This is a genomic window from Acinetobacter sp. YH16040_T, from assembly GCF_024605785.1.
Classification (GTDB): Bacteria; Pseudomonadota; Gammaproteobacteria; order Pseudomonadales; family Moraxellaceae; genus Acinetobacter; species Acinetobacter amyesii.
The window spans coordinates 1,462,449-1,478,144 of record NZ_CP094541.1 but is presented as its reverse complement, the minus strand read 5'-3'; the positions used below and the strand labels follow the sequence as shown (position 1 = coordinate 1,478,144).

10 protein-coding genes, 2 tRNA genes, 3 rRNA genes and 2 pseudogenes are annotated in these 15,696 nt (G+C 41.6%); 5 read left to right on the top strand and 12 right to left on the bottom strand.

Annotated elements, in window-relative coordinates; genetic code table 11:
• Positions 1–33 precede the first annotated feature (33 nt).
• The gene (locus MST16_RS07185; protein WP_078191034.1) at positions 34–393 is read right to left on the bottom strand and encodes a roadblock/LC7 domain-containing protein; all 360 of its coding nucleotides are present in this window, start codon (positions 391–393) and stop codon (positions 34–36) included.
• Between the two features lie 77 nt (positions 394–470).
• On the opposite strand from MST16_RS07185, the gene MST16_RS07180 reads away from it, so the two are divergent.
• The 3 genes and pseudogenes from MST16_RS07180 to MST16_RS07170 form a co-directional block, all read left to right on the top strand.
• Positions 471–926, top strand: coding sequence for a helix-turn-helix domain-containing protein (locus tag MST16_RS07180; protein WP_004973749.1), 456 nt, complete (start codon positions 471–473; stop codon positions 924–926).
• A complete protein-coding gene (locus MST16_RS07175) occupies positions 916–1,482 on the top strand; it encodes an IS630 family transposase (RefSeq protein ID WP_111886146.1) in 567 nt (188 codons plus the stop codon). Before MST16_RS07180 ends, MST16_RS07175 begins: the two co-directional genes overlap by 11 nt.
• Positions 1,483–1,491: 9 nt before the next feature.
• Positions 1,492–1,818, top strand: a pseudogene (locus tag MST16_RS07170) (roadblock/LC7 domain-containing protein); the annotation flags it as partial.
• An 11-nt stretch (positions 1,819–1,829) separates the two neighbouring features.
• On the opposite strand, the gene MST16_RS07165 reads toward MST16_RS07170, so the two are convergent.
• The 10 genes from MST16_RS07165 to ftsY form a co-directional block, all read right to left on the bottom strand.
• Complete coding sequence (locus tag MST16_RS07165) at positions 1,830–2,270, bottom strand: hypothetical protein (protein ID WP_078191038.1); 441 nt, start codon at positions 2,268–2,270, stop codon at positions 1,830–1,832.
• A 251-nt stretch (positions 2,271–2,521) separates the two neighbouring features.
• Positions 2,522–2,636 (bottom strand): 5S ribosomal RNA (gene rrf / locus MST16_RS07160).
• A 176-nt stretch (positions 2,637–2,812) separates the two neighbouring features.
• Positions 2,813–5,706 (bottom strand): 23S ribosomal RNA (locus MST16_RS07155).
• A 441-nt stretch (positions 5,707–6,147) separates the two neighbouring features.
• Positions 6,148–6,223: transfer RNA gene (locus tag MST16_RS07150), tRNA-Ala, on the bottom strand.
• A gap of 74 nt (positions 6,224–6,297) precedes the next feature.
• A tRNA-Ile gene (locus MST16_RS07145) sits at positions 6,298–6,374 on the bottom strand.
• 61 nt (positions 6,375–6,435) lie between these two features.
• Positions 6,436–7,973: ribosomal RNA gene (locus MST16_RS07140) — 16S ribosomal RNA — on the bottom strand.
• The 16S, 23S and 5S rRNA genes sit together here with 2 tRNA genes alongside, the layout of an rRNA operon.
• Positions 7,974–8,483: 510 nt before the next feature.
• The gene (locus tag MST16_RS07135) at positions 8,484–9,161 is read right to left on the bottom strand and encodes a DUF2057 domain-containing protein (protein WP_180011294.1); all 678 of its coding nucleotides are present in this window, start codon (positions 9,159–9,161) and stop codon (positions 8,484–8,486) included.
• A gap of 182 nt (positions 9,162–9,343) precedes the next feature.
• Positions 9,344–9,937: a nitroreductase family protein gene (locus MST16_RS07130; RefSeq protein ID WP_180011229.1), complete on the bottom strand. Its 594-nt coding sequence runs from the start codon at positions 9,935–9,937 to the stop codon at positions 9,344–9,346.
• Between the two features lie 214 nt (positions 9,938–10,151).
• Positions 10,152–10,838 (bottom strand): nitroreductase family protein, encoded by a 687-nt coding sequence (locus MST16_RS07125; protein ID WP_180011231.1) that lies wholly within the window; start codon positions 10,836–10,838, stop codon positions 10,152–10,154.
• A gap of 174 nt (positions 10,839–11,012) precedes the next feature.
• Positions 11,013–12,119, bottom strand: a complete 1,107-nt coding sequence (gene ftsY / locus MST16_RS07120) for a signal recognition particle-docking protein FtsY (protein WP_180011233.1) — start codon at positions 12,117–12,119, stop codon at positions 11,013–11,015.
• Positions 12,120–12,369: 250 nt separating this feature from the next.
• Here ftsY and MST16_RS07115 point away from each other — a divergent pair.
• A pseudogene (locus MST16_RS07115) lies at positions 12,370–13,683 on the top strand (M16 family metallopeptidase); the annotation flags it as partial.
• A 126-nt stretch (positions 13,684–13,809) separates the two neighbouring features.
• A complete protein-coding gene (locus MST16_RS07110; RefSeq protein ID WP_180011237.1) occupies positions 13,810–15,378 on the top strand; it encodes a pitrilysin family protein in 1,569 nt (522 codons plus the stop codon).
• Here the strand turns inward: MST16_RS07110 and MST16_RS07105 are convergent.
• On the bottom strand, positions 15,302–15,625 hold the full coding sequence (locus MST16_RS07105; RefSeq protein WP_180011239.1) for a hypothetical protein: 324 nt from the start codon (positions 15,623–15,625) through the stop codon (positions 15,302–15,304). The genes MST16_RS07110 and MST16_RS07105 overlap by 77 nt on opposite strands.
• Between the last annotated feature and the right edge of the window lie 71 nt (positions 15,626–15,696).

Genomic DNA, 15,696 nt, shown 5'->3' with positions numbered 1-15,696 from the left:
GGGTTATTTCAGGTGAAATAACCCAACTTTAAATTAAGAAAAATCTAATTCTTTTTCGAAATGTTTAAGTTCATGGCGAGCCATAGCTAGGTTTGATTTGCTACGGTCTAAAACGAGGTAAAGAAATAATGCTTCATTTGAGTCGAGTGGACGAATTAAGTGATATTGTTTACCTAGAGTAATTAGAATGTCTTCAATTGAGTCATTTAAATTCAATGCTTTGGCAACTTTACGCTTTGAGCGTACAACTTCGGTATTACCAGCAGCAGCTAATTCTAAGTCGATGTCGTTATTGCCTTGTGTTGCCATAGCAAGGCCACTTTCGCTGTCAACCAAAGCTGCAGCAATAAAACCGTCAATGTCTGTTAAACCGTTTAAAGATAATTTGGCCATTATTAACCCCAATAAATTAAGTTGACAAAAATAACTAATCATGCGAAAAGGTTTTTTTAGTTAACAGATGTTCACACATGCCTCGGATTGTTTCTGTACCACTTAGTTTAGAACAGCGAGAACGACTCATTTTTCTGGCCAAACATGCAAAACATTGGCGTGAAAGACAACGTGCCCAAACTATTCTCTGGCTTTCCGAAGGTAAAAGTGTTGCAGAAGTTGCCACTCTACAAGAACGTATCCCAGAAACCATAAGGCTACAACGCCGACGTTGGGAATTGTATGAGTTTGAATCGATTAAAGAAGGTCATCGCTCAGGTCGACCCAATACATTGATCTCAGACTATCAGGCGAAAATCTTAGATTGGGTCAATACAAGTCCACTCAATGCAGAACAAATCCGAGTCAAACTACATGAAGAATACGAAGTGTCCGTGTCTGTTGAAACCATTCGTAAGTTTTTACGTGATTCAGGTATGGTCTTCAAGCGTACCCGTCATAGCTTGAAAAAAAAGAGATCCGATTGTATTTGAACAAGCAACACAGCAGATTGAAGAATTACGAGAGCAAGCGGCACGTGGTGAAATTATATTAGGTTATGTTGATGAAACAGGGTTTTCATCTACACCTGATAACCGCTATGCGTGGACAAAGATAGGTAATGTTCATGCGGTTGATGCAATAAGATTAAAACGAGTTAATGTCATGGGGTGTTTGCTTTCAACGGGGAAACTGGTGACAAGTTGTTTACAAGAGTCAGTTACAAGCACTTGGTTTTATGCCTATTTAACTGGAATAGCTCAACAAGTTAAACAGACGTATAACCTTCCATTGGTTCTTATTGTTGATAATGCCTCGATTCATAGAAGTAAAAAGATGGCTGATTACAGAGAGCTACTTAAAACTAACTTTTCGACGAATCTGTATTTTATTCCAGCTTATAGCCCTGAGTTAAATCGAATCGAGATGGTATGGAAGCAGATGAAATATTATTGGCGAGATTTTCAAGTCATGACAGCTGATAAAATAGAGCAATGGGTGGAGAAAGTATCAAACCAATTCGGAAAAGAATACATGTTTACTTTTTAATGACAACTTATGATGTTATGTTCAACTGATGGTTTTGAATTAAAATCTATAGAAAAGAAAAATATTGAAAATTCTGGAAAACTTGCAGCTGTAAGCAGTTCAATCTTAGCAATGGTTCAAGCTTTTACTAATGAAATTAATTTAGTCGGTTGTCAAACCATTACATTAGATGCAGAAAATGGTAAAGCATTACTCACAGCGATCTCTCACCCTCAGCACCCTATGATATTAGTTGTCTTGACATCAAAAAATGTATTATTAGGGCAATTATTATATTCTTTAAAAAGAGTGAGTAATGAACTAAGCGAATATCAACTGTCAAATACATTCGCCTAGTCCGATTCAAATTATTTCATCGATTCACGCATTTTATCTTCATCAAAATATTGTGCAAATGATGCAATACGTTTTTCAACAACTGGATTTTTCATCAGGTTCTCAGCTGCACGATTCCCCAATAGTTCAAATGCTTTACCCAAAGCATTTGTTCCTTCATTTTCTGTAACAGCTTTGATTTCAGCATTACAACGTTTAGTAAATAAATCTTGAAATAAATTTGCCATATTTTTATCAATTTTTTGCATCTCAGCGGACGTCACTTTACTATATTTAGAAATTTCTGGATGTGCTGAAAATGCCAAATAAATCCAAGCCGTTAAGTTCTGACTCTCTTCTGCTGAAATTTTATTTACCAAACATTCACTTAGTTTATCCTGATACACACCAGCTGTAGTATTGAAAGAAACAAATGCAAATAAAACTGTAGCTAATAATTTTTTTAAAAACATCTTAAATACCCTATATATTATTAATGAGACAAACGATTTTATTATATTGATTTATTACACATTTTCATTAGCAAAAGATTTTAAAATGATATAAATGGATTGAGCATTTTAGTTTTATTTTCTTTAAATATCTCTCGTTTTCCTATTTTTTGAATTTGCTTCTCTTATTATTTTTCTATTTTGATAACTTTCTCTTTTTCCCCGCATAAAAAAAACACCCCCTGAGATATCAGGGGGTGTTTCGAATAATGAGCTGGCGATGACTTACTCTCACATGGGTAACCCCACACTACCATCAGCGCTAAGAGGTTTCACTTCTGAGTTCGGGAAGGGATCAGGTGGTTCACTCTTGCTATTGTCGCCAGCACAACTGTTATGACTTTGCGTTTGGTCTTATCTTCTCAGTGCCGTTGCTTGGTCAAATGAGTTATTAACAGATCATATCTAAGTTGCATATTTTGTTCTTAAGCGTTAACTAAATCAAGTTATTTTGCTTAATATCGAATCAATTGATGCTTTACATACAACTGTTTGGGTGTTGTATAGTCAAGCCTCACGAGCAATTAGTATTGGTCAGCTTCATGCGTCACCGCACTTCCACATCCAACCTATCAACGTCGTAGTCTTCAACGGCTCTTTAGTGGACATAAAGTCCAAGGGAAATCTTATCTTGAGGTAGGCTTCCCGCTTAGATGCTTTCAGCGGTTATCCCTTCCGAACATAGCTACCCGGCGATGCGACTGGCGTCACAACCGGTACACCAGAGGTTCGTCCACTCTGGTCCTCTCGTACTAGGAGCAGATCCTCTCAAATTTCCAGCGCCCACGGTAGATAGGGACCGAACTGTCTCACGACGTTCTAAACCCAGCTCGCGTACCTCTTTAAATGGCGAACAGCCATACCCTTGGGACCTGCTTCAGCCCCAGGATGAGATGAGCCGACATCGAGGTGCCAAACACCGCCGTCGATATGAACTCTTGGGCGGTATCAGCCTGTTATCCCCAGAGTACCTTTTATCCGTTGAGCGATGGCCCTTCCATACAGAACCACCGGATCACTAAGACCTACTTTCGTACCTGCTCGACTTGTGGGTCTCGCAGTTAAGCGCGCTTTTGCCTTTATACTCTACGCGTGATTTCCGACCACGCTGAGCGCACCTTCGTACTCCTCCGTTACTCTTTAGGAGGAGACCGCCCCAGTCAAACTACCCACCAGACATGGTCCTCGTCCCGGATAACGGGACAGAGTTAGAACCTCAATATTACCAGGGTGGTATTTCAAGATTGGCTCCACCGAAACTAGCGTCTCGGTTTCAAAGCCTCCCACCTATCCTACACAAGTAAGATCAAAGTTCAATGTCAAGCTGCAGTAAAGGTTCACGGGGTCTTTCCGTCTAGCCGCGGGTACACCGCATCTTCACGGCGATTTCGATTTCACTGAGCCTCTGCTGGAGACAGCGCCCCCATCATTATGCCATTCGTGCAGGTCGGAACTTACCCGACAAGGAATTTCGCTACCTTAGGACCGTTATAGTTACGGCCGCCGTTTACTGGGGCTTCGATCAAGAGCTTCGCTTACGCTAACCCCATCAATTAACCTTCCAGCACCGGGCAGGCATCACACCCTATACGTCCACTTTCGTGTTTGCAGAGTGCTATGTTTTTAATAAACAGTTGCAGGGGCCTGGTTTCTGTGGCTGCTCTCAGCTCAGGAAGCAAGTTCCATCACCAAAAGCAGCGTACCTTCTCCCGAAGTTACGGTACCATTTTGCCTAGTTCCTTCAGCAGAGTTCTCTCAAGCGCTTTGGTCTACTCGACCTGACCACCTGTGTCGGTTTCGGGTACGATTCCAGTGTAACTGAAGCTTAGAGACTTTTCCTGGAAGTATGGTATCAGCCACTTCACTGTACAAGTACAGCTTGCTGTCAGATCTCAGCATAGAGTACCCCGGATTTGCCTAAGATACATGCCTACTTCCTTTCACCTGGACAACCAACGCCAGGCTGACTTAACCTTCTCCGTCCTCTCATCGCATTACACTGAAGTATTGGAATATTAACCAATTTCCCATCGACTACGCCTCTCGGCCTCGCCTTAGGGGTCGACTCACCCAGCCCCGATTAACGTTGGACTGGAACCCTTGGTCTTTCAGCGAACGGGTTTTTCACCCGTTTTGTCGTTACTCACGTCAGCATTCGCACTTCTGATACCTCCAGCGGACTTCTCAATCCACCTTCATCGGCTTACAGAACGCTCCCCTACCACTTACACTAATGTGTAAATCCGCAGCTTCGGCATATAGTTTTAGCCCCGTTACATCTTCCGCGCAGGCCGACTCGACTAGTGAGCTATTACGCTTTCTTTAAAGGGTGGCTGCTTCTAAGCCAACCTCCTAGCTGTCTATGCCTTCCCACATCGTTTCCCACTTAACTATAATTTTGGGGCCTTAGCTGGCGGTCTGGATTGTTTTCCTCTTGACTACGGACGTTAGCACCCGCAGTCTGTCTCCCGGATAGTACTCATTGGTATTCGGAGTTTGCATCGGTTTGGTAAGTCGGGATGACCCCCTAGCCGAAACAGTGCTCTACCCCCAATGGTATTCGTCCGAGGCGCTACCTAAATAGCTTTCGGGGAGAACCAGCTATCACCGAGTTTGATTAGCCTTTCACCCCTATCCACAAGTCATCCCCTGGCTTTTCAACGACAGTGGGTTCGGTCCTCCAGTTAGTGTTACCCAACCTTCAACCTGCTCATGGATAGATCACCCGGTTTCGGGTCTACACCCAGCAACTAAACGCCCTATTAAGACTCGATTTCTCTACGGCTCCCCTAATCGGTTAACCTTGCTACTGAATGTAAGTCGCTGACCCATTATACAAAAGGTACGCAGTCACCAAACAAGTTGGCTCCCACTGCTTGTATGCATGCGGTTTCAGGATCTATTTCACTCCCCTCACAGGGGTTCTTTTCGCCTTTCCCTCACGGTACTGGTTCACTATCGGTCAGTCAGGAGTATTTAGCCTTGGAGGATGGTCCCCCCATATTCAGACAAGGTTTCACGTGCCTCGCCCTACTCGACATCATTATCTAAGCCCTTTCGCGTACAGGACTATCACCTACTATGGTCGCACTTCCCAGAGCGTTCCACTAAAGCTTAGATAACTTAATGGGCTTTTCCCCGTTCGCTCGCCGCTACTGAGGGAATCTCAATTGATTTCTTTTCCTAAGGGTACTGAGATGTTTCACTTCCCCTCGTTCGCCTCATAAACCTATGTATTCAGTTTATGATACCCGCCTTATAGCGGGTGGGTTTCCCCATTCAGAAATCTCCGGATCACAGGATATTTGCCGCCTCCCCGGAGCTTATCGCAGGCTATTACGTCTTTCATCGCCTCTGACTGCCAAGGCATCCACCACATGCACTTAATTACTTGACTATACAACCCCAAACAGTCGCCCATCTCCTACAAGTGAAGATGTTGCGTTGCGAACTTAATCGCCACAGTTAGAGTCTCGTGAACTTAATCACTGTACAGCTTCAATTAGATTCATATACCAAAACGCTTGATTCAGTTAATTTCGCTAGTAACTCATAGCTTTTATCTTCACATCACAGTAATAAATCACTGTTAGTGTTAATGTCAGTTATGAGTATGAACAAATTATTTCAACTCAAATATATTCTGTTAATGATTTTTCCAGCCTTCGTCAGGTCAGGAAACTGTGATAAATCACAGAGCTTAATAACAATGGAGCGAATCATACGCCACTTTGTTGCTAAGCTCTATAACCTAAACACTTGATCGCTTAAGGACTAAGCTAACAATCGTTTGATTGTTTATTTTAGCTTCGTTCTCTATACATTGCGTAGCAATGTATGGTGGAGACTAGGAGAGTCGAACTCCTGACCTCCTGCGTGCAAAGCAGGCGCTCTACCAACTAAGCTAAGTCCCCAGCTTATCAATAAGTCAATGTCTCTGATTTTCTGTTTGCTTCCGTATTTTATTCAAATACTTCGTTAGTCAGAATGGTGGGTCTGACAAGACTTGAACTTGTGACCCCACGCTTATCAAGCGTGTGCTCTAACCAACTGAGCTACAGACCCTCAGATACATCGTCATGAAGAACAACTTGTTGTGGATTCTTACCAATCGTCAATCTTTCGTTAAGGAGGTGATCCAGCCGCAGGTTCCCCTACGGCTACCTTGTTACGACTTCACCCCAGTCATCGGCCACACCGTGGTAAGCGTCCTCCTTACGGTTAGACTACCTACTTCTGGTGCAACAAACTCCCATGGTGTGACGGGCGGTGTGTACAAGGCCCGGGAACGTATTCACCGCGGCATTCTGATCCGCGATTACTAGCGATTCCGACTTCATGGAGTCGAGTTGCAGACTCCAATCCGGACTACGATCGGCTTTTTGAGATTAGCATCTCCTCGCGGAGTAGCAACCCTTTGTACCGACCATTGTAGCACGTGTGTAGCCCTGGTCGTAAGGGCCATGATGACTTGACGTCGTCCCCGCCTTCCTCCAGTTTGTCACTGGCAGTATCCTTAAAGTTCCCGGCTTAACCCGATGGCAAATAAGGAAAAGGGTTGCGCTCGTTGCGGGACTTAACCCAACATCTCACGACACGAGCTGACGACAGCCATGCAGCACCTGTATGTAAGTTCCCGAAGGCACCAATCCATCTCTGGAAAGTTCTTACTATGTCAAGACCAGGTAAGGTTCTTCGCGTTGCATCGAATTAAACCACATGCTCCACCGCTTGTGCGGGCCCCCGTCAATTCATTTGAGTTTTAGTCTTGCGACCGTACTCCCCAGGCGGTCTACTTATCGCGTTAGCTGCGCCACTAAAGCCTCAAAGGCCCCAACGGCTAGTAGACATCGTTTACGGCATGGACTACCAGGGTATCTAATCCTGTTTGCTCCCCATGCTTTCGTGCCTCAGCGTCAGTATTAGGCCAGATGGCTGCCTTCGCCATCGGTATTCCTCCAGATCTCTACGCATTTCACCGCTACACCTGGAATTCTACCATCCTCTCCCATACTCTAGCTTCCCAGTATCGAATGCAATTCCCAAGTTAAGCTCGGGGATTTCACATCCGACTTAAAAAGCCGCCTACGCACGCTTTACGCCCAGTAAATCCGATTAACGCTCGCACCCTCTGTATTACCGCGGCTGCTGGCACAGAGTTAGCCGGTGCTTATTCTGCGAGTAACGTCCACTATCTTTAGGTATTAACCAAAGTAGCCTCCTCCTCGCTTAAAGTGCTTTACAACCAAAAGGCCTTCTTCACACACGCGGCATGGCTGGATCAGGGTTCCCCCCATTGTCCAATATTCCCCACTGCTGCCTCCCGTAGGAGTCTGGGCCGTGTCTCAGTCCCAGTGTGGCGGATCATCCTCTCAGACCCGCTACAGATCGTCGCCTTGGTAGGCCTTTACCCCACCAACTAGCTAATCCGACTTAGGCTCATCTATTAGCGCAAGGTCCGAAGATCCCCTGCTTTCTCCCGTAGGACGTATGCGGTATTAGCATCCCTTTCGAAATGTTGTCCCCCACTAATAGGCAGATTCCTAAGCATTACTCACCCGTCCGCCGCTAGGTCCAGTAGCAAGCTACCTTCCCCCGCTCGACTTGCATGTGTTAAGCCTGCCGCCAGCGTTCAATCTGAGCCATGATCAAACTCTTCAGTTTAAAATCAATAGTACATATAGTGTACCAATCTTGGCTCATCAATTACTGACAAAAATTTGCTCAAATAAACTTCGAGTAATTTCTACCATTAATCAATGAAAATAATTTCGATCGATCAATCAGTAAAAATCCACACAAGTTGTTCTTCATAATCTCTTAATGATCTTCTTAATGCTTCGTCAGCAAATAAGAGAACAACATCAAACAACTCAAAACCTTATGTTTATCACTGTCTGCGTTGGTATGCAGCGTATTCTATAGAGTTTCAAAACAAACACAAGCCCCTATCATAGAAATTTCTATAATATTTTGCTTGAATGTATATTTTTTAAACTAAATGCAATTTATTGCTTATTTAAAGATCAATATATCCACATATTTTGCTTTATGAAAGACGAATTTTATAATTCTTGGTGATTTTTATATTCTTCAATCTAAAAAGCCCGTAATTCAACGGACTTTTCAAATAACGCGGATTTCAAGAAAACTAATAAAGTTACGAAAGTAACTTTAGTTTGCTTGCTCAGCCAACCAACTCATGAATTTTTGTCGTTCAGCTTTATTGGCCTTTTGCCAAAGCTGAATTAATTGTTGATCTGCCCCATTTTCATTAATAATCACATTTTTTGAAGCTACTACAGGAGATACTACGTTCGTTGGTTTTACTGTTACGGATTGTGCATAAACAGGTGCCGGTTGATTTTCTGGTACAGCTTCTTTCTTCGTAAAATCTACAGCATTACCTAAAACACCATTGGAGAAAATCGATTTTTGTTCTTTCTTCGCCCCAGCTTGCTGCACAAGTAATTGATTAGATCTGTCATACAAACCAAATATCGGTTGGTCTTTATATTTTTGCGCAGCATCAAAATCTTTTGGTGCATTGACTAGACCCAAACGATACTCTTGACCATCAATCAGTGCTGGAGTACGAATAGCGGCCACACCTGACTTTAAAATATCGTGAGAATTATCAGCATGTTGAAAAAATTCGCTATAACGTACCATTAATAGGTTTTCACCTGCATCAAGCTTATATTTCTCGGTAGATCGAAATAAACCACCAGTAACTTCTTGATCATTAACTGCAACTATTTTAATTTCTTCCGGAACAGTCAAAGTTACAGCTGCAAATCCGGCACTACTTAACATCAGCGCTGCAGCAGCAACAGTTAATCTTAAAGTCATCATTATCACTCTTTATCAATTATTTAGTTTCGAATGCACTATGCAATTCATATATGACAATCTTATGACATCTAACAATCACTGTATATTTTGTTTCAAGACATTATTTTGATATTCATTCAAGAATTTTGCATATAAAAAAAGGATGCTTAATGCATCCTTTTTAATTCATCACACCATCATTACTTGAATGTTTTGAATCGTTCTTCATCTGCAATAAAGGTTTTTTCGCCTGCAGGCGCTTCAATCGAACCAAAAACAAGTTGTGCACGTAGTTTCCATTGATCTGGCACATCAAATGCCGCAGCTGTTTCAGCATCAACAATTGGATTGTAATGTTGCAATGATGCACCGATATTTTTTTCAGCCAAAGCCGTCCAAGTAGCAAATTGAGCAATCGCTGTTGAGTGTTCAGACCATACTGGGAAATTATCTGCATAAAGTGCAAATTGTTCTTGGAGAGCTTTTACTACAGCCTGATCTTCATAAAATAATGCTGTACCAAAACCTGCTGCAAAACTATTAATCTTGCCATTGGTTCCTTCAAATGCATCTGCAGGTACAATTTTACGTAACGTTTCACGTACGATATTCCAGAATTTTTGATGTGCATCATCAAACAGAATAACGACACGAGACGTTTGAGAGTTAAATGATGACGGACTTAAACGTACAGCATCTTTAATGGTTTGCTCAATTTCATCTTGCGATAAACTCACGTTATTACCAATAGAATAGATTGTGCGACGTTGTTCGATTTGATTCAAGAATGACATTACAAGACCTCTTTTTATTTTCAATTAGCTTACTAAGTTGTGATTTATAATAGGTGATGTTTTTAACAGTTGCATGACTATATTTACAACATTGTGTCTTATTTCTAGAACAATCAGTTATAAGCATCTAAATACCTACAACCCACTTACATTCAAATATTGGTTCACAGTCTTTAGGACAGCAGAAATCAAAGCAACCTACAGAACATAGAAATTACTCATAAATTCTAAACTGATCTTGATCTTCGAGTTCTAAACGTTCAGGCGCTTGACCTTCAATTGAACCAAAGACTAACTGCGCACGAAGCAGCCATTGTTTTGAAATATCAAAGTGTTCGGCAACGGCATAATCAATGTGTGGATTATAGTGTTGTAAACATGCGCCTAAACCTGCATCTGCGATCGAAGTCCATACTGCGAATTGCGCCATGCCAGACGTTTGCTCCGACCACACTGGAAAATCTTCTGCACTTAATGGCACTTTCTTTTGTAATTGTTGAATCACAACTTGATCTTCATAGAAAAGTACAGTTCCCAGGCCAGCTGCACACTGATCTATTTTGAGCGCCACACCTTCAAAAATATAACTCGCAACATTCTTGCGTTGTACGTCTTTTACAATGTCCCAAAATTTTTGATGAGATTCGCCAAATAAAACTACAATACGTGTGCTTTGCGAATTATATGCAGATGGACAACTTCTTACGGATTCTTGAATCAGTTCCGCCAAATAAGCCTGACTGTAATGCACCTTCTTTCCAAGCTCGTAAATACTGCGACGTTTCTTTAATTGATCAACAAAGGACGCTTCTATTTCTTGGTCGGTATTTTTCTTTTTTAATTTAAAATCTTTAGTGATATCCGCAGTCAATACATGACCAATTTTATCGAGTAACGCCACCCTAAACACCCCAAAGCAATTTTTATATATAACAATAATTCCTTACTTATTCTAAGGGTTTATTAGGCTGAATTTTGATTATGATTTATTCACATGTTGCTTTTTAAATCAATCAATAAACCCTAAAACAAAAAACTCCGCATTTTGCGGAGTTTATGTGACATTTAACGCATTTTATTTATCAGTTTCAAATAATGCTGCGACAAATGATTTAGCTGAGAATGGACGTAAGTCATCAATTTTCTCACCTACACCAATAAAACGAATTGGCACATGGGTACGGCTTGCAATATTAAATAACACACCACCTTTCGCAGTACCATCCAGTTTAGTAATGGTTAGACCTGTAAGCCCTACTGCCTCGTCAAACATTTCAACTTGGTTAATGGCATTTTGACCTGTACCTGCATCAACAACCAACATCACTTCATGTGGAGCTGTAGCGTCAATTTTTTGCATTACACGTTTTACTTTAGACAACTCTTGCATGAGGTGTCCTTTGTTGTGTAAACGACCTGCGGTGTCTGCAATCAGCACGTCTACGCCTTTTGCACGAGCACTTTCGAATGCATCAAAAATAACTGAAGCAGAATCTGCACCATGACCTTGCGCCACAACTGTAATATTATTGCGTTCGCCCCAAATTTGTAATTGTTCTGTCGCTGCTGCACGGAATGTATCACCAGCAGCCAACATTACTTTTTTACCTTCACCTTGTAAGCGTTTTGCTAATTTACCAATCGTGGTGGTTTTACCCACACCATTTACACCAACAACCAAAATCACATACGGATTTTTATTGCTGTCGATATGTAGCGGTTTAACACGTGGTGCAAGTAATGCCACAAGTTCTTCTTGAAGCGCTTTATATAAAGAATGTGAATAGATTAAATCGCCACGTTCAGTACGTTCAGTTAAGTTCGCAATAATCGTTTTGGTTGCATCGACACCAATATCAGCAACCAAAAGTTGCTCTTCAACTTCCTCTAAAAGCTCATCGTCAATTTCCTTCCCACCGATCAGGATATTCACCATGCCGTCTGCCAAGTTCTTACGTGACTTTGCTAGACCTTCTTTCATTCGACTAAAGAAGCCGCCTTTCGCCTTCGAGTCTTCAGTTTCTGACTCTGTTTCTTGTAATGGTGCAGCAACGTCTTGCTGTACTTTCGGTGTCTCGATAATCGGCACATTTACCGCAGGTAAACTCGGTAGCGTGACATCGTCATCACCGATATCAGCATCAATCAAAAATTTATTCTGCCCATGAGATTGCTGTTGCATGCCGAATCCTTGAAAAGCACTGCGTTAAAAAAACCGATTCTATCATAAGTTATCTTAAATTGAGTCGATACACGCCTGTCAGAGCGAAGCACACTAAAAAACAACATGTTGAACTTGCAATCAAAATTAACTTTAGGAAAACTAGATAGCTATAAAATGCATTTTAATGGATTCCTTTGTGTCCCATAAAAACAGATTTTCTCCTTGTTTTTTTAAAACTTTATTTCGCTCTGCGCTTCCTATCTGTGTCATCAGCAGTTGCCTTTGGTCAGCAACTCATCTACATGCAGACACACGAACCCAATTAACGCGTAGCACCTTTGAAACCACGCTTAAAAATGGTTTAAAGGTCATTATCCGTGAAGACCACCGTGCGCCGATGGTAATGACTCATATTTGGTACCGTGTGGGTAGTAGTGATGAGTCTGGCAATCTATTAGGGATCTCTCATGCGCTCGAACATATGATGTTTAAAGGAACCACAAAAGTTCCTAATGATGAATTTACACGTCTCAGCCGTATCTATGGCGGCAGCATCAACGCCGCAACCTTTACCAATTACACCAATTATTATCAGTTGTATCCAAAAGCCTATTTTCCTATGGCGTTGGAGCTCGAAGCGGATCGTATGAGTAATTTACGATTGCAACAACAAGATTTCGACCCTGAAATTAAAGTGGTTATGGAAGAACGCCGACAGCGCACAGATGATAACCCTCGTTCTTTGGCTTATGAACGTTTCAAATGGATCTCTTATCCAACCAGTCATTATCGCCAACCCGTCATTGGGCATATGAAAAATCTGCAAAACATCAAATTGGCAGATTTAAAACAATGGTATAAAGATTGGTATACCCCGAATAACGCCATTTTGGTGATTGTTGGTGATGTCGATGCCGAAGCAGCCATTCGTCAAGTTCAAAAATACTTTGGTGATATTCCATCACGCAAAACACCTGATCGTAATGATGTGATGGAATTCGAACGTGTGGGCTATCGTCACATGGAACTAAATTTGCCCGTACAAGTGCCTAATTTGTATATGGCGTGGAATGTACGCTCACTGGCTACCGCAAAAAACCCACAAGATGCATATGCTCTCAATATTATTCGCAACATTTTAGATAGTGGTATTTCATCGCGCCTACAAGACAAACTGGTACGCGATAAAAAATTACTCACCGCTGTAAGTGTTTCTTATGATCCATACAATCGTGGTGATAGCTTGTTTACCATTTCAGCACTCCCTGCCGATGGCGTCAAAATGGAACAAGCTCAAAAAGCCATACAAGATGAAATCGAAATATTAAAAACAGAATTAGTCAAAACACCTGAAGTTGAACGTATCACCACACGTTTTGTCTCCAATTTAGTCTATAACCAAGATGACATCAGCAGCCAAGCCAAGACTATCGGTAACTTAGAAGTCAATGGGCTCAGTTTCAGGCTAATGGACGAATTACCAAAATTATATGAAAACGTCAGCGCACAGGATATTCAACGTGTCGCCAATGCGTATTTTGTCCGAGAAAATTTAAGCACCATGTATCTACTTCCAGAACAGACGGAGGTTCCAACAACCTCAAATAAAGCAGATCAAACAGTAAAATCCGCTCAAACGGAAGTTGTTATTCCAGAGCAACAAATCAGCTCAACCCAAAACACAGATAGCGTCTTGTAAGGATTAGTGATGACTATTACGAAAATTTTATCCCTAAGCTTACTCACTGCGTTTGGCTCAATCCTCCATGCAGAAACATATACGGAAAATGTTCCTGACCTCAACGATAATCCGAGCCAATTACAATCTATCCCCATGCTGCAAAGTTTAAAGAATTTACAGATTGATAAAGACTACCGTGCTCCACTTGTTCAAGTGCTGAAAAACCGAAATGGTGTGAATAGCCTGTTTGTTGAATCGCAAGATCTACCCATGGTGGATATTCAACTGACCTTTAATGCAGGTTCTGCTCGTGATGAAGAAGTCGGAAAAGGCTTGTATGGTGTTGCCAACATGGCTGCACGTTTAATCGATGAAGGCACAGAAAAATACAATGCAACGCAAATTGCCTCGGTTTTTGACCAAACAGGTGCTCAATTTAGCGTGCAAGCACATCGAGATATGTTTGTCGTTCGGTTACGCGTATTGTCAGACCCTAAAAAATTAGAACCTGCTTTAAGTATGATGATGGACGTGATTAAAAATGCGACTTTTAAAACCTCTAGTCTAAACTTAGCTCTCAGTAATAACCAAGCTGGTCAGAAGCAACTCCAAGAAAGCCCAAGTCGCTTAATGAATATTCGTTTCTATCGGGCTGTATACGGCACACATCCTTATGCAGAACCGATTACGGGAACCAATGGCAGTATCAAAAAAATAACACCAGACATTTTAAAGAAGTTTCGTGATCAATTTTTAGTTGCTCAAAACATGAATATTGCCATTACAGGTAAACTCAGCAAAAAAGAAGCGCAAAACCTAGCAGAACGTATTTCTGGAAACTTAAACCAAGGTGAAAAAGCCAAAGCGCTTGCACAACCAGAAGAAAAACAAGGCTTTGATATTATCCATCTTCCCTACAATTCCACCCAAGCCAACGTCATATTTGGACATTTAGGCACCACACGCGATAACAAAGATCGATTAGCCTTAGAAGTAGCCAATCGAATGTTTGGCGGTGGTGGTTTTAACTCGGTCCTCATGCAAGAGCTTCGTGTTAAACGTGGTTATACTTATGGTGCCTATAGTGCATTTAGCTTTAGCCAAGCACCCGGTATCTTTAGTTTTAGCTATGGAACACGTCAAGATCAGCTTATAGATAGTATTCAAGTGGCACATAAGGCTTTTAATGATTTTGTCAAAATGCCTATTGATCAAAGACAAACGGAAGAAACCAAAGCAGGCATGCTGCGTGCTTTTCCAAATAATTACAGCAGTAATGCAACGATCAATGCACAGCTTGGTCTATTGGGCTTTTATCATCAAGACCCAGATTATTTGACACAGTACCCTAAATTATTGGAAAAAATAACTGTAGCTGATGTACAAAATGCGGTTCGTACCTACATGCACCCTGAAAATATGACGGTGATTGTGGTCAGTAAAACCTTAGATAAAAATGAAGTACAGCAGATATTGGAGGAGAATGTACAAGCAGCTCCAACCAAGATAATCCCTGCGACTAAGGCTGTTCCTCTGCCAAAGCCGGAAGTTGATGTGCTCGTACAGACTCCATCTGATAAGCATGCATCAATTTAAGATAAGCACCCACACGGATGCGATCTTGCTGTCTCAGCAACATCGCCATTTCCTGAGTTTCAGGATAACTTTGCTGAAACGCAAGTCGTGATACGTTTTGGTATTGCTGTACAGAAATAGGACGATATAAGGCAATCACAGCCAATACCAAAATCACCACGATCATGACTGAAACAAAGATATTATAAATTTGCTCTAGCTGTATTTTAGATTTGAATTGAATAATTTTTTCTAAATCAATAGTCATACACTACCTCAGGTTCAAAGTAGTGTATGGCTGACGTTCAAGAAGTTCAAGTCACAGCGCTTAAAACTGCA

What these genes read in the sequence shown, in the direction of transcription:
- MST16_RS07110 (WP_180011237.1), top strand. Translation starts at nt 13,810, where the DNA reads ATGACTATTACGAAAATTTTATCCCTAAGCTTACTCACTGCGTTTGGC.
- MST16_RS07130 (WP_180011229.1), bottom strand. Translation starts at nt 9,937, where the DNA reads ATGTCATTCTTGAATCAAATCGAACAACGTCGCACAATCTATTCTATT.
- MST16_RS07185 (WP_078191034.1), bottom strand. Translation starts at nt 393, where the DNA reads ATGGCCAAATTATCTTTAAACGGTTTAACAGACATTGACGGTTTTATT.
- ftsY (WP_180011233.1), bottom strand. Translation starts at nt 12,119, where the DNA reads ATGCAACAGCAATCTCATGGGCAGAATAAATTTTTGATTGATGCTGAT.
- MST16_RS07135 (WP_180011294.1), bottom strand. Translation starts at nt 9,161, where the DNA reads ATGACTTTAAGATTAACTGTTGCTGCTGCAGCGCTGATGTTAAGTAGT.
- MST16_RS07105 (WP_180011239.1), bottom strand. Translation starts at nt 15,625, where the DNA reads ATGACTATTGATTTAGAAAAAATTATTCAATTCAAATCTAAAATACAG.
- MST16_RS07165 (WP_078191038.1), bottom strand. Translation starts at nt 2,270, where the DNA reads ATGTTTTTAAAAAAATTATTAGCTACAGTTTTATTTGCATTTGTTTCT.
- MST16_RS07180 (WP_004973749.1), top strand. Translation starts at nt 471, where the DNA reads ATGCCTCGGATTGTTTCTGTACCACTTAGTTTAGAACAGCGAGAACGA.